Source organism: Eubacterium ramulus, from assembly GCF_003122485.1.
Lineage (GTDB): Bacteria > Bacillota > Clostridia > Lachnospirales > Lachnospiraceae > Eubacterium_I > Eubacterium_I ramulus_A.
Window position 1 is genome coordinate 15,425 of the sequence record NZ_JRFU01000014.1, and the last position, 14,745, is coordinate 30,169.

The 14,745-nt window shown below is 42.6% G+C and carries 16 protein-coding genes; 14 read left to right on the plus strand and 2 right to left on the minus strand.

Annotation, left to right across the window (positions count from 1 at the left end; translation table 11 throughout):
- Positions 1–207: 207 nt before the first annotated feature.
- Positions 208–1,947: an Rqc2 family fibronectin-binding protein gene (locus LG34_RS01655; protein ID WP_109214583.1), complete on the minus strand. Its 1,740-nt coding sequence runs from the start codon at positions 1,945–1,947 to the stop codon at positions 208–210.
- A gap of 275 nt (positions 1,948–2,222) precedes the next feature.
- On the opposite strand from LG34_RS01655, the gene LG34_RS01660 reads away from it, so the two are divergent.
- The 10 genes from LG34_RS01660 (at position 2,223) to LG34_RS01705 (ending at position 9,561) form a co-directional block, all read left to right on the plus strand.
- The gene (locus LG34_RS01660; RefSeq protein WP_109214584.1) at positions 2,223–3,599 is read left to right on the plus strand and encodes an MATE family efflux transporter; all 1,377 of its coding nucleotides are present in this window, start codon (positions 2,223–2,225) and stop codon (positions 3,597–3,599) included.
- Positions 3,600–3,692: 93 nt separating this feature from the next.
- On the plus strand, positions 3,693–4,571 hold the full coding sequence (locus tag LG34_RS01665) for a YicC/YloC family endoribonuclease (RefSeq protein ID WP_109214585.1): 879 nt from the start codon (positions 3,693–3,695) through the stop codon (positions 4,569–4,571).
- An 11-nt stretch (positions 4,572–4,582) separates the two neighbouring features.
- Complete coding sequence (locus tag LG34_RS01670; RefSeq protein ID WP_109214586.1) at positions 4,583–4,834, plus strand: DUF370 domain-containing protein; 252 nt, start codon at positions 4,583–4,585, stop codon at positions 4,832–4,834.
- 15 nt (positions 4,835–4,849) lie between these two features.
- Positions 4,850–5,491: a guanylate kinase gene (gene gmk / locus LG34_RS01675; protein ID WP_109214587.1), complete on the plus strand. Its 642-nt coding sequence runs from the start codon at positions 4,850–4,852 to the stop codon at positions 5,489–5,491.
- A complete protein-coding gene (gene rpoZ / locus LG34_RS01680) occupies positions 5,488–5,748 on the plus strand; it encodes a DNA-directed RNA polymerase subunit omega (RefSeq protein WP_109214588.1) in 261 nt (86 codons plus the stop codon). The genes gmk and rpoZ overlap by 4 nt, the downstream gene beginning before the upstream one ends.
- Before the next feature lie 116 nt (positions 5,749–5,864).
- A complete protein-coding gene (gene rimO / locus LG34_RS01685; protein WP_109214589.1) occupies positions 5,865–7,187 on the plus strand; it encodes a 30S ribosomal protein S12 methylthiotransferase RimO in 1,323 nt (440 codons plus the stop codon).
- 19 nt (positions 7,188–7,206) lie between these two features.
- Complete coding sequence (gene pgsA / locus LG34_RS01690; RefSeq protein WP_109214590.1) at positions 7,207–7,770, plus strand: CDP-diacylglycerol--glycerol-3-phosphate 3-phosphatidyltransferase; 564 nt, start codon at positions 7,207–7,209, stop codon at positions 7,768–7,770.
- 54 nt (positions 7,771–7,824) lie between these two features.
- Positions 7,825–8,379, plus strand: coding sequence for a 16S rRNA (guanine(966)-N(2))-methyltransferase RsmD (gene rsmD / locus LG34_RS01695; RefSeq protein ID WP_109214591.1), 555 nt, complete (start codon positions 7,825–7,827; stop codon positions 8,377–8,379).
- Positions 8,380–8,412: 33 nt separating this feature from the next.
- Positions 8,413–8,898 carry a pantetheine-phosphate adenylyltransferase gene (gene coaD / locus LG34_RS01700; protein WP_109214592.1) on the plus strand — a complete coding sequence of 162 codons (486 nt, stop codon included), beginning with the start codon at positions 8,413–8,415 and terminating at the stop codon, positions 8,896–8,898.
- Between the two features lie 15 nt (positions 8,899–8,913).
- The gene (locus LG34_RS01705; protein ID WP_109214593.1) at positions 8,914–9,561 is read left to right on the plus strand and encodes an ATPase; all 648 of its coding nucleotides are present in this window, start codon (positions 8,914–8,916) and stop codon (positions 9,559–9,561) included.
- 24 nt (positions 9,562–9,585) lie between these two features.
- Here the strand turns inward: LG34_RS01705 and LG34_RS01710 are convergent, their stop codons facing one another.
- A complete protein-coding gene (locus LG34_RS01710; RefSeq protein ID WP_146190166.1) occupies positions 9,586–10,545 on the minus strand; it encodes a hypothetical protein in 960 nt (319 codons plus the stop codon).
- Positions 10,546–10,573: 28 nt separating this feature from the next.
- On the opposite strand from LG34_RS01710, the gene LG34_RS01715 reads away from it, so the two are divergent.
- From LG34_RS01715 to LG34_RS01730, 4 genes are read left to right on the plus strand one after another with little or no spacing between them, the layout of a single operon-like run.
- Positions 10,574–11,233 (plus strand): M23 family metallopeptidase, encoded by a 660-nt coding sequence (locus LG34_RS01715; protein WP_109214595.1) that lies wholly within the window; start codon positions 10,574–10,576, stop codon positions 11,231–11,233.
- 40 nt (positions 11,234–11,273) lie between these two features.
- Positions 11,274–12,008 (plus strand): pseudouridine synthase, encoded by a 735-nt coding sequence (locus tag LG34_RS01720; protein ID WP_242979770.1) that lies wholly within the window; start codon positions 11,274–11,276, stop codon positions 12,006–12,008.
- A complete protein-coding gene (locus LG34_RS01725) occupies positions 12,005–12,679 on the plus strand; it encodes an HAD family hydrolase (RefSeq protein ID WP_330427469.1) in 675 nt (224 codons plus the stop codon). Before LG34_RS01720 ends, LG34_RS01725 begins: the two co-directional genes overlap by 4 nt.
- Positions 12,676–14,703, plus strand: a complete 2,028-nt coding sequence (locus LG34_RS01730) for a YgiQ family radical SAM protein (protein ID WP_109214596.1) — start codon at positions 12,676–12,678, stop codon at positions 14,701–14,703. Before LG34_RS01725 ends, LG34_RS01730 begins: the two co-directional genes overlap by 4 nt.
- The last annotated feature ends 42 nt before the right edge of the window (positions 14,704–14,745 follow it).

Here is a 14,745-nt window from a genome sequence, read left to right on the forward strand (position 1 = left end):
GATGCCATTTTCTGAACAGTGTATGTCAGAAATCTTGACATCCATTTTTTGTTAACTTATGAAGCAAAAAGGTTTGACTTCAAATATTATGTCATGAGCAAAATCAGTTCATGATCTACATTTGTCAACCATACTAGCATGTTGAATGTTTTGCGCTCATTTCACCATAGTCACATAATTGTAAGAATAATATACAATCGAAACAGATTATTCAGAAACCAGTTCCAGCCCTGTAATATCCGGTTGAATGGTGAGAGAGTAGTTTGTATAGTAAACCACAAATCCCGGTTTTGCCTTATTCGGTTTTTTTACATTTTTCTTTTGCAGATAATCAATTTCTACTTTTTCATTACCACGTCCTTTGGAATAAAAAGCAGCCAAACGTCCGGCTTCTTCAAACGTGCGATCCGGCATTTCACCTGTTTTTGTTTTCACAAGCACATGAGAACCCGGCATGCCTTTTGCATGGAACCACCAGTCATTGCCTTCTGCAAATTTGAAGGTAAGCTCATCATTCTGGAAATTGTTTTTACCGACATAGATGTCAAATCCATCGGTAGAACGGTAATGATACGGTTTGCTCTTGCCCTGTGTTTTCTTTTTAGAATATTTGTGCTTGATATAACCGCTTTCCATCATTTCTTCCTTGATCTGCTGTAAGTCAGCTTCTGTCTCTGCAATATCCAATGCAGTAGCAATAGAATCCAGATGATCAATTTCAAGCTGTGTATCCTCAATCAAATCTGTCAACGCCTCATACGTGCGTTTCAGTTTTGCATACCGGTCAAAATACTTTTTCGCATTGTCAAGTGGTGAAATCGTAGCATCCAACGGAATATGAATCGTCTCATTCGTATAATAATTCAACGCATCAAATCCTTTGCATCCTTCCTCTAACTGATATCCATACGTATGGATCAGTTCGCCGTATACTTTGTATTTTTCCCGTTTTTCTGTATCTTTTAACTGCTTTTTCTGCAGGTCGTATTTCTTACGGTTACGCTCCAGCAGTGTTGTGATTACATGACGCAGATCCGCGGATTTCTGGCGCATACGGGTATAGAGACTACGCTGTGCGTAATAGTTTTCCAGCACTTCCGAAATAGAATCATAGGAAACTACGGTATCCGATGCGTAGGAAGTCAACGGGATTGCCGCATATTCCACCGGTTCGTCCTGATGCATGATGATATTTGGATAAAAACGACCTTCCCGGATATCGATCATCGCTGCCAGAAAGACCTCTGCCAGTTTTTCTTTCTGAGCTTCATTCAGAGAAGCACATGGCGCATCACCATCTACATCTGCCCGATAACAGAATTCATTCGCAGCTAACGGACTGATACCAGTATAAGAAGTATAGATTGCTTTAGCAACTCCGCATGGCTTGGAAAGCGCATGCTCTGTAAAATGTTCTGCCGTTTCTTCTAATGGATTCATCTTGTCCTGTTGCGCCGGAATAAAATAGGTGCGCCCCGGAAGTACTTCACGGACAGAACTTACCTGTGCGGAAATATGTTTGATACTGTCAAGGATCATGTCATTTTCATCACAAAAGATGATGTTACTGTGTTTTCCCATCAACTCAATGATCAGTTTTTTATGCCGGAGATCACCAAGATCATCCAGATGTTCGATCTCAAACACAATGATTCGTTCCATTCCCGGTTGCGTGATCGCAGTGATTCGTCCATTTGCCACATGTTTTCGAAGCAGCATGCAGAAATTCGGTGCGGTCATCGGGCTTGGTTTATTTTTATCTGAAATATAGACCAGTGGCAGAGAAGCGCTTGCAGACAAAAGCAGACGTTTCTGACCGTTTGATCCCTTCATGGTAAGAAGCAGCTCATCCTTTTCCGGCTGCGCGATCTTACTCAACCTTGCATTTGTAAAATTTTCCTGTAGTTCTTTTGCCAGACTGGCAACTACAATACCATCAAGAGCCATAAAACTCCTCCTAACTTCACTGTCTGAATCACTTTTTTGATGCAAATAAAATTTTTACATATTATTTTGATACGATTTTTATTTGAAAATGCGTGATTCGCTAATAAAAAATGGTAGCATGATTTTGGCAAAAAAGCAAATTAAAACTGGAAAAAACGGAAATGGTGTGTTATTATATTGGATGTTTAACCGTAAAAAATGAAAAAGTGAAATATATATGATTTTACGACTGAAATAACAAGATACAAATAACGAAGCGAAAGGAGTGCTTTTCCATGTCTGTAGAAGAACAAAATCCGCTTGCCACTCAAAAGATCAGCTCCCTGATTTTAAAATTTACGATTCCGGCGATCATCAGCATGATGGTAAGTTCCTTATATAATATCGTAGATCAGATTTTTATTGGACAGGGTGTTGGTATGCTTGGAAATGCAGCGACAAATATTGCATTCCCGGTCAATATCATCTGTACCGCGGTAGCCTTGCTGCTTGGAATCGGAAGTGCCTCCAATTTTAATCTGAAATCCGGTGCCGGTCATACAGAAAAAGCGAAAAATTATGCCGGATGTGGATTATCGTTACTGGTCATCTGTGGTGTGATCATTACTGTCGTGACATTAGCTTTTTTAAGTCCGCTGATGCATGTGTTTGGCGCCACCGAGGAAGTACTGCCGTATGCGCTTGATTATACGGGGATCACAGCCATTGGTGTTCCATTTCTGACACTGACAACCGGAGGATGCCATCTGGTGCGTGCTGATCGAAGCCCGTCTTTTTCCATGGCTTGTATGCTGACTGGTGCGATCATCAATACGATTCTGGATCCGCTGTTTATTTTTGTCTGTCACTGGGGCATCAAAGGTGCTGCATGGGCAACCGTTTTAGGACAGGTGGTTTCCGGAATTATGATTTTGATCTATTTCTGGAAATTCTCCAAAATGAAACTGACAAAGTCTCAGTTGATCCCACGGGGAAATTATGCGAAAGAAATAGCAGCACTTGGCATGGCTTCCGGAATCAATCAGGTTGCCATGGCAATCGTACAGATCACAATGAACAATATTTTGCGAAAATACGGCGCACAGTCTGACTATGGAGCAGATATTCCGATTGCCTGTGCCGGTATTATTTCCAAAGTCAATATGATCTTTATGTCGATTGGAATCGGTATCTCTCAGGGGTGTCAGCCGATTTTCGGATTTAACTATGGTGCGGAAAAATACAGCAGAGTACGTGAAACTTACCGCAAAGCAGCTACAGCAGCGGTAGTGGCAGGTATTGTATTTTTCATCTGCTTCCAGATCTTCCCGCGACAGATCATTTCTCTGTTCGGCGGAGGAAGTGAAGCATATTTCCGGTTTGCGGAACGTTATTTCCGTATTTTTATGTTTATGACCTTTATCAACGGCATCCAGCCGATGTCTTCCGGTTTCTTTACCTCTATCGGTAAGGCAAAACTTGGTATGATCGTATCTCTGACCAGACAGATCCTGTTTTTACTGCCGCTGATCCTGATTCTCCCATTAATTATGGGCATCGACGGTGTTATGTACGCAGGACCGATCGCAGATCTGGCAGCCGCAGTGATCACAATCTGGTTTGTTTTACGCCAGTTTCAGGATATGAAGAAAAAGGAAGCCGGAAATATTTGACTTCCGATAGAAAACATTTTATAATAAATTGATTATGTATAGCAGTAATTATGTGTATACAAAAGAATTCGAGATAAAGCAGGTGCAAAACAGATGATAAAAAGCATGACAGGTTTCGGTCGCTGTGAGCTTTCCAATGAGAAGCGCAAAATTACAGTGGAACTGAAATCAGTAAATCACAGATACCTGGATGTTAACATTCGCATGCCGAAGAAACTGAACTTTTTCGAATCAGCGATCCGTACTTTATTAAAAGAGTATATGCAGCGCGGAAAAGTAGATATGTTCATCAGCTACGAAGACTATTCCGAACAGACTCTGGCAGTTAAATACAATGCCACGATTGCAAAAGAATATCTGACTTATCTGCAGCAGATGGCAGACGAGTTTAACCTGGAAAATGATATCCGCGTCAGCAGCTTATCCCGTTATCCGGAAGTGCTTACAATGGAAGAACAGTCTGCAGATGAAGACGAATTATGGTCTGATCTGTCCCAGGCAATTCGTGAAGCCTGCACACAGTTTGTAGCTACCCGTACCACAGAGGGCGAACATCTGAAGCAGGATCTGGTTGAAAAACTGCATCACATGCGGGATAATGTAGATAAAGTAGAGCAGCGTGCGCCACAGATCATTGCGGAATACCGCAGCAAACTGATGGAAAAAGTAAACGAGCTGCTTGGTGATACCCAGATTGATGAGGCAAGATTATCCACAGAGATTGTTTTGTTTGCCGATAAGATCTGTACCGATGAGGAAACGGTTCGTCTGAAAAGCCACATTACTTCTATGTTAAATGCATTGGAGAGAAGTGAAGGCATCGGACGAAAACTGGATTTTATCGCACAGGAGATGAATCGCGAAGCCAATACGATTCTTTCCAAATCCAATGATCTGGAGACTTCCGACATTGCGATTGAATTAAAGACGGAAATCGAAAAAGTCCGGGAACAGATTCAGAATATTGAATAAAAGGAGCAGGTATGGCAGGATTAATCAACATCGGTTTTGGAAATGTGGTAAATACAGATAAAATCGTGACCATCATTAATCCGGACTCCGCACCGGCAAAACGAATCGTTCAGCGGGCCAAAGAATCAGAACGGATCATAGATGCGACCCAGGGAAGAAGAACCAAAAGTATCATTCTGACCGACAGTGAGCATGTGATACTATCTGCACTTCAGCCGGAGACACTGGCAGGCAGATTTCAAAATACAAAAGAAATGCTGTAAAGAGGAGATTGAATCATGGCAGGTTCAGGATTATTAATTGTAATATCCGGATTTTCGGGTTCCGGAAAAGGAACGATCATGAAAGAACTGATCGCACGTTACCCGGAAGAGTATGCATTATCCATATCGGCAACCACACGCGGACCGCGTGAAGGCGAAGAAGATGGCAGAGAATACTTTTTCAAGACAAAAGAAGAATTTCTTTCTATGATTGAAAAAGGAGAACTGTTAGAATATGCACAATATGTAGAAAATTACTACGGTACACCAAAAGCATATGTGCAGGAACAGCTTGACGCAAAGAAAAATGTCATTCTGGAGATTGAGATTCAGGGTGCATTAAAGATTAAAGAGCAGTTTCCACAGACATTATTACTGTTTGTGACACCGCCTTCCGCACAGATTTTAAAAGATCGTCTGACAGGACGTGGAACGGAGACAGAAGATGTCATCAATTCCAGACTTGCCAGAGCCGTAGAAGAAGCCGATGGCTGTGAAGTATACGATTATCTGGTGATCAATGATGAACTGGATGCCGCTGTAGAGAACGTACACCGGATCATCCGTGGAGAGCGTCAGCGTATGCAGCATAATCTTGACACCATTGAAACAATAAAAAATGATTTAAAACAGTTTGTGAAAGGAGATTTATCATGATACATCCATCTTATAATGAATTAATGAAAGTCGTAAATAACAACGCAGAGTACGGTGAGGAGCCGGTTGTAAACAGCCGTTATTCCATTGTGATCGCATCTGCAAAACGTGCACGCCAGATTATCGGTGGCGCAGAGCCGACTGTACCGAATGCAGCAGGCAAAAAGCCGTTATCCATCGCCGTTGAGGAGTTATACACAGGAAATGTAAAAATCCTTGGTGAGGACGACGATATCAAAGAAGAAGGCGATCGTTAATCCGTCTTTTTCGGGAAGAAATTCCGGTCTCAAGTTACATGCTGCCTGTGAAAAGGCAGCATTGTTATTTCTGGAACCGAAAATTTTTCAATTACAAAATTTAGTGGAGGAACCAAATGAAAGTATTATTTATTTCACTTGGCTGTGATAAAAACCTTGTAGACTCTGAATTTATGCTTGGTAAACTGACAAAGCATAAATTTACAGTGACGGATGATGAGCAGGAAGCAGATATAATCGTAGTCAACACCTGTTGTTTTATCCATGATGCAAAAGAAGAAAGTATTCAGTCAATTCTTGACATGGCACAGTATCGTACCAGCGGCTCCTGTAAGGCGCTGATCGTGTGCGGATGTCTGGCAGAGCGATACCGTGATGAAATTTTAAAAGAGATTCCGGAAGTAGATGCGGTGCTTGGAACCAACTCTACCGAGCAGATCTGCGATGCCATTGAGAACGTACTGCTTGGCAATAAATATGAGGCATACGAGCCACTGACCGGTATTGAAATACACGAGGCAAAACGAAGTGTATCTACCGGTGGTCATTATGCACACTTAAAAATTGCGGAAGGATGCAGCAAGCATTGTACTTATTGTATCATTCCGTCCATCCGCGGTGATTTCCGTTCCGTACCGATGGAAGAAATCTTAAGTCAGGCAAGAGATCTGGCAGAGGCAGGTGTCAAAGAGCTTATTCTTGTGGCACAGGAGACAACCCTGTACGGTATTGATCTGTATGGCAAAAAATCTCTGCATATTCTGTTAAACGAATTAAACAAAATCCCGGGCATTTACTGGATTCGTCTGATGTACTGTTATCCGGAGGAGATTTACGATGAACTGATCGAAGCAATTCGTGACAACGAAAAAGTCTGTCATTATATTGATATGCCGATCCAGCACATCAATTCTGACATCTTAAAACGGATGGGAAGAAAGACAAACCGCGAAATGTTGGAGAAAAAGATCGCAGCTTTACGTGCCGCAATTCCGGATATTGCGATCCGTACCACACTGATCTGCGGATTCCCGGGTGAGACACCGGAGCAGCACGAAGAACTCATGGAATTTATCAATAAGACCGAGTTTGACCGACTGGGTGCGTTTACCTATTCTCCGGAAGAAAATACACCGGCAGCCATCTTTGACAATCAGGTGGAAGAATCTGTGAAAGAAGACTGGCAGGCAGATGTCATGGAACTTCAGGAAGAAATTATTCTTGACAAAAATGAGACCATGATAGGTCAGGAGATCCTGGTTATGATCGAAGGCAAAGTTGCTGATGAAAATGCTTATGTCGGAAGAAGCTACCGCGATGCACCGGATATTGACGGTCTGGTCTTTGTCAACACAGATGCCGAACTGGTCAGCGGTGATTTTGCAAAAGTCCGTATTACAGGTGCATATGAATATGATCTGATCGGCGAACTGATCTGATATGAGATAGGAGGAACTTATGAATTTACCTAATAAACTTACAATTTTTCGTGTGATTTTAATTCCATTTTTTGTGTTTTTCCTGCTGACCGACGTACTTGGCGCAAGCGGGGATTATCTGGCACTTGTGATCTTTATCGTTGCCAGCCTCACCGATATGCTGGATGGAAAAATTGCCCGTAAATACAATCTGGTCACAAACTTTGGAAAATTTATGGATCCGCTGGCAGACAAACTGCTGGTGTGCTCCGCGATGATCTGTCTGGTAGACTTAAGATTGTTACCGTCATGGATTGTCATCATCATTATTGCCCGCGAATTTATCATCAGCGGATTCCGTCTGATTGCCGCAGAGCATCAGATCGTTATCGCTGCAAGCATGTGGGGCAAGTTTAAGACAACTTTCCAGATGGCAATGATCATTTTGATTATCCTGAACATCAATGTTGATTTCTATATCGCGGGTGTTGGTGTGATCCATGTACTGGCAACGATCGCAACTTATGTAGCACTTGTTCTGACCATCGTATCCCTGATCGATTATCTGAACAAGAACAAAGCTGTTTTAAAAGAGCAGGATTAATCAGATGTAATCAAAAACATCTGGTTTCATTTATATTATATTAGGAGGTCCGCTATGAGAATTATAGCCGGAACAGCCCGTAGTATGCCGTTAAAGACAATTGAAGGCAAAGATACGCGGCCTACCACTGATCGAATCAAAGAGACGTTATTTAATATTTTACAAATGGATGTTCCAGGTTCTGTTTTTCTGGATCTGTTTGCCGGAAGCGGTGGAATTGGTCTGGAAGCAGTCAGCCGCGGTGCGAAAAAAGCTGTTTTTGTCGAGAACAGTAAGAAAGCCGCCGCATGTATTCAGGAGAATATCCGTTTTACCAAATTTACATCCAGTTGTGACTTAAAATGCATGGATGCCCTGTCTGCCCTTCGTATGCTGGAGCGCAGATATGTGTTTGACATTATTTTTATGGATCCACCATACGGCCTTGGACTGGAGTATGATGTGTTATTACATCTGAAAGATTCTTCCATTCTGACAGAAGACACCCTCATTATTGTGGAAGAATCACTGGATACCGATCCTTATGAGATGGAAAAATATGGATTTGAGATTACCCGCATAAAACGCTATAAGACAAATCAGCATGTTTTCCTGAAAAGAATACAGTAAAGGGGAGCGCCAAATTTACAGCGCAAAGATAAAATGAAAAAAGCAATCTATCCCGGAAGTTTTGATCCAATGACTCTGGGACATCTTGACATCATTGAACGTTCATCCAAAATGGTAGATGAACTGAACGTTGCCGTTTTAAAGAATAATGCGAAAAATCCGTTGTTTTCTGCGGATGAACGTGTTAGTATGATAAAAGAATTTACATCACATCTTCCGAACGTGACTGTGACTGCATACGACGGACTTTTAGCGGAATATGCAGATGAGACCGGAGCAACCATTATCGTGCGTGGACTGCGTGCGGTAACAGATTTTGAATATGAACTGCAGATCGCGCAGACAAATCATGCCATCAATCCCAAGATTGATACTATTTTTCTGACGACCAGTCTTCAGTACGCATATTTGAGTTCTACGATCACGAAAGAAGTTGCATCCTATGGCGGCGATATTTCCAAATTCGTCCCAAAGGATCTGATTGACAGAGTTTACAGCAAATTCAACATAACGAGATAAAAAGGAGAGATTCAAATGACTAGCCGTATTGAACAGATTATTTCTGAAATCGAGGAATACGTAGACAGTTGCAAATTTCAGCCACTGTCAAACACAAAAATCATTGTAAATAAAGAGGAACTGGAAGAATTACTTACCGAGCTTCGTATGAAGACACCGGATGAGATCAAACGTTACCAGAAGATCATCAGCAACAAAGATGCCATCCTTGCAGATGCACAGGCAAAAGCAGAAGAGATTCTGGCTCAGGCACAGATTCAGACCAATGAACTTGTCAGCGAGCACCAGATCATGCAGCAGGCTTACGCACAGGCAAACGAGGTCGTTTCCATTGCTACAAACCAGGCACAGGAGATTCTGGACAAGGCAACAGAGGATGCAGACAATATCCGTACAGCTGCAATTGAATATACCGATAATCTTCTTGGAAACCTGGAGAACATCGTAACTCATGCAATTGATACAAACAAAGCAAAATATGACGGACTGATGTCTTCTCTTCAAAACTGCTACGATATTGTAAAAGCAAACAGAAACGAACTGACTCCTTCGGAAGAAGAAGCAACTGATCCGGAAGCAGATACCGCTTCAGAAGATCAGGGAGCTTCCAATGCGGAAGAGTATGATATCATTGGTTCTGATAACAAACCGGAGCAGTTATAATACATAGCAGGATTTTCGCTTCGTTTATATCGCATAAAGTCGACAGACCAGTTCCAGAAATCCTGTTGCTAAAATTGCACATGCAAGTTTAAAACATGCATAATGCCGCAGGGAGAATGAAAGTTGTCGCAGCATGGAAGCAGTCTGAAACAGACCACTGATACCACCAAAGGAAACGATAAAAATGTCGATCAGATATTTGACATGAAAGGGCAATGCAGCCCCGGAAGTCAGATGGATTCCGTTGGTAATTTCCAATAGTCCGGTACAGAGGCAAAGTATCAGGTCGTTTTTTATTGGAAACTGTTTTAGAAAATCCGCAGCAATTGCAAATAACATAATATATCCGGCGAGTTTTATCATTGTAGAAAAACCGTTCATAATGCCGTCATCGATGATTTTCAAGCTTATTGCAGATCTGGATGCCGGCATTTTTTGCGGTCTTTTTTCCGACAGTTGATGTTGAACTGAAAACAGAACGAAACGTCCAAGCAGCAATGGTGGAAGATAGCAGATCAAAAGAAGCATCCACCCTGACAGAAAACCGCCATTTAAAGAAAGCACCATATAATTGTACAGAAAAGCCGGACCGAAATTATTGCTGATACAACTGATAACTTCTGCTTCCTTTGCAGTAATCTTGCCGGTGTCATACAGATCAGCACAGATTTTACTTCCCAGGGGAAAGCCAAATAGAAATCCTGCAATAAGTGGATAAATTAACGGCGCTCTGACCGGATAGATTTTGGAAAACAATGGATAGATCCGCTCTGACAGACTGTCATAAATGCCGGAACGCACCATAATTCCGGATAAAATGCTAAAAGGCAGAAGTGTCGGCAGGACAGAATGATACCAGAGGGCGAGTCCACCGGCGGTAGCCAATGCAATCTGCCTTGGACGAACGATACAATATAACAGGCAAAGGGTAAATATCAGGATAGAGAAAATCTTTTTCATACTGCATTTTATTAGACATATCATAAAGTAATTCCTAAATCCGGAGCGAAATATGAAAAAGATTCTGATCTGGCTTGTTCTTATTTTCTGCTGTGCGCTGTTTGACTGTTTTCTTGTAAAAAAATTGCCGTTTTCATCGGAAATAACCATTGATCCGGTATTAGATCAAAGGATCTGTGACGAAATCAAATATTTTCCCATTGCATCGGATCGTAACGAAGCAGAATTGCCCTGTCAGTATGTGGATTCCTGGATGGCAGAGCGCACTTTTGGTGGAAACCGGCATCATGAAGGAACCGATTTGATGACAACCGAAAACGAACGCGGCATTTATCCGATCGTCAGTATGACGGATGGTGTGATTGAAGCCCTTGGATGGCTGCGCCTTGGCGGGTATCGCATTGGTATTCGCAGTTCTTCCGGCATTTATTATTACTATGCACATATGGAATCTTATGCAGAGGATCTGACAGAGGGCAGTAACATAAAAGCCGGACAGTTTCTTGGGTTTGTGGGTGATACCGGCTATGGTGCAGAGGGCACTATCGGGCAGTTTGCCGTTCATCTGCATGTAGGAATCTATGTTCAGGATGCAAATGGAGAAGATGTTGCCGTCAATGCTTATCCCTACCTGAAAAAAGCAGAATCTAAACAGATTTTGGCAGATTATAAAAAACTTGCAGATTTTGGGTCTGCCACCTATAATAAATGAAGCATATAACGATAAGAAAAGAACAAGGAACAATAAATAAATGGAAAAACAGATAAAAGCAATGCGAATGGATAAATTTTTATCCCAGACGCTGAACGTAACGCGCACAGAAGCAAAAAAAATGCTCAAACAGGGACGCATCAGCAAAAATGAGGTTGTCTGCAAAGATGGTGCAGAAAAAGTAATTCCTCAGACGGATGTTGTCTGTCTGGATGGAACGCCGATTCAGTATGAACAATTTCATTATCTGATGCTGTATAAACCGGCAGGATGTGTCACTGCCACCGAAGATGCACATGCGAAAACGGTAATGGATTATATCCCGGCAGAACGCCGGCGTAATCTGTCTCCGGTAGGCAGACTGGATAAAGATACCGAAGGATTGCTTTTACTGACGGATGACGGTGCCTTAAATCACCGGCTTCTTGCACCGGGAAAACATGTCCCCAAAACATACTATGCCAAAATTGATGGAACAGTGACCGAACGGGAAGTGACACTTTTTGCTGAAGGACTGGAGATTGGAGAAAAGAAACCGACCGCTCCTGCAATTCTGGAAATTTTACATTCCGCAGAGCAGTCAGAGATTCGTGTCACGATTACAGAAGGCAAATTTCATCAGATCAAGCGCATGTTTCATGCTGTCGGAATGGAAGTGCTTTATCTGAAACGGCTTTCCATGGGAACGTTACAGCTGGATGAGACACTTGCTCCGGGTGCATGGCGGAAGCTGACCGAAAGCGAAATACAACAGTTAAAGGAAGAACAATCATGATGTTAGAAAATAAAGAAGCCGTTATTTTTGATCTGGACGGTACGATTACGGATTCCATGTGGGTATGGGCAGATATTGACCGTACCTTTTTCGAACAGCGAAAGATTCCGATGCCGCCGACGTTAAATAAAGAGATCGAGGGAATGAGTTTTACGGAGACGGCAGAATATTTTATCCGTACCTTTCAGCTTCCGGAAACGGTAGAGGAATTAAAAGATATCTGGAATCGGATCGCACTGGATAAATATGCACATGAGACACCGTTAAAACCCGGAGCCGGTGAAATTTTGAAATATTTAAAAGAGCATCACATCAAAACCGGAATTGCCACCAGTAATTCCCGGTTATTACTGGATGTGTTTTTGAAAGAACGGGATCTGGAACCGTATATCGATGCAGTTACCACAAGCTGCGATGTCAACAAAGGCAAACCGGAGCCGGATGTCTATCTGAAAACAGCAGAAAAACTGCAGGTAAAACCGGAACATTGTCTGGTATTTGAAGACATCCCAATGGGAATTTTGGCAGGAAAACGGGCAGGCATGCAGGTGTGTGCCATCGAAGATGATTATTCCATCCACCTTACCGCTGAGAAAAAAGCGCTGGCGGATTACTATATTACAGATTTCAGACAGGTTCTGGATCATACCTATGAGGATTTAAGAAAATGAAGCAATTTTTACCAATCAGTCGTGCCGATATGGAGGCACAGGGCATCAAACAGCTTGATTTCGTCTACGTGATCGGCGATGCCTATGTGGATCATCCATCCTTCGGGCACGCGATCATCAGCAGAATATTACAGGCAAACGGTTTTACGGTGGGAATCATTTCGCAGCCGAACTGGAAAGATCCGGACAGCATCACTATTCTGGGCGAACCAAAACTTGGATTTATCGTAACCGGCGGAAATATGGATTCCATGGTAAACCATTATTCTGTTTCCAAAAAACGCCGACAGAAAGATGCTTTTACACCGGGCGGTGTTATGGGAAAACGCCCGGATTATGCAACCATTGTATACTGCAATCTGATCCGCCGAACATATAAGCATAATCCACTGATCATTGGTGGACTGGAAGCAAGTCTGCGCCGTTTGGCACATTATGACTACTGGTCAAATAAGGTCAAACGTTCGATTTTACTGGACTCAGGCGCCGACCTGTTATTATACGGAATGGGAGAGCGCAGTATCATTGCCATGGCAGAGGGACTCAAAAGCGGCATCAGTATCAAAGACCTGACATATATCGATGGTACAGTATACAAAACAAAAGACCCTGACAGTGTTTACGATGGCATTATGCTGCCGTCCTTTGAGGATATCTGCGCCAGCAAAGAAACCTATGCGCGCAGCTTTTATACGCAATACTGCAATACCGATCCGTTTACCGCAAAACGTTTGATTGAACCGTATCCAAACAAATGTTATGTGGTGCAGAATCCACCGGCAAAACCGCTGACAACCAGCGAAATGGATGATGTATATGCACTCCCTTACATGAGAACGTATCATCCGTCCTATGAAGAAGCAGGCGGTGTACCTGCAATTGAGGAAGTAAAATTCAGTCTGGTCAGCAATCGCGGCTGCTACGGCGGATGCAGTTTCTGTGCACTGACGTTTCATCAGGGACGTATCATTCAGACACGAAGTCACGAATCTATTTTAACCGAAGCAGAACAGATCGTGCATGATCCGGATTTTAAGGGGTATATTCACGATGTGGGCGGTCCGACGGCAAACTTCCGTGGACCATCCTGTGACAAACAGCTCACCAGAGGTGTCTGCAAGAACCGGCAATGCCTGTTCCCGACACCATGTCCGAATCTGAAAGTAGATCATTCGGACTACCTGAGTCTGCTTCGTAAATTGCGGAAACTGCCAAACGTAAAAAAAGTGTTTATCCGTTCAGGTATCCGGTTTGATTATCTGATCTGTGATAAGGACAAGACCTTTTTCCGGGAATTGTGTGAACATCATGTCAGCGGACAGTTAAAAGTGGCGCCGGAACACATTTCCGATTCGGTCCTTTCCCTGATGGGAAAACCGCCGGTAGCTGTTTATAATAAATTCAAAGACGAATATAAAAAGATCAACGAACGTCTGGATAAAAAACAGTATCTGGTACCGTATTTGATGTCTTCCCATCCGGGTTCGACCTTAAAAGAAGCGGTGGAACTGGCAGAATATCTGCGCGATCTTGGTTATATGCCGGAACAGGTACAGGATTTTTATCCTACACCGTCCACGATCTCAACCTGTATGTATTACACCGGTCTGGATCCGCGAACCATGAAAAAAGTGTACGTCACTAATAATCCGCATGAGAAAGCAATGCAGCGTGCCCTGATCCAGTATCGGAATCCGAAAAATTATGATCTGGTTTATGAAGCATTACATCTGGCACATCGTACTGATCTGATTGGATTTGGACCGAAATGCCTGATTCGTCCGAAGCATAGCGGACATTCAGATAATGACAGCGGATATCGTGGACAAGCAACTGGCAAATCCGGCAACACTAATCGGGGCAAAGGTTCTTACAAAGGACAGAACAATAACCAAAAAGGCAATCATACAAAAGGTAACAACCGTTCCCAGACTGGAAACAGACCGGAAAACGGAACTGCCGTTACAGCACGTCCGAAAAAGAAAAAATCCATTCGTAACGTGCATAAGAAAAAGCAGAAATAACTATTTAGATTACAGAGCTGTGCAAAAGAAAATATCATGTAT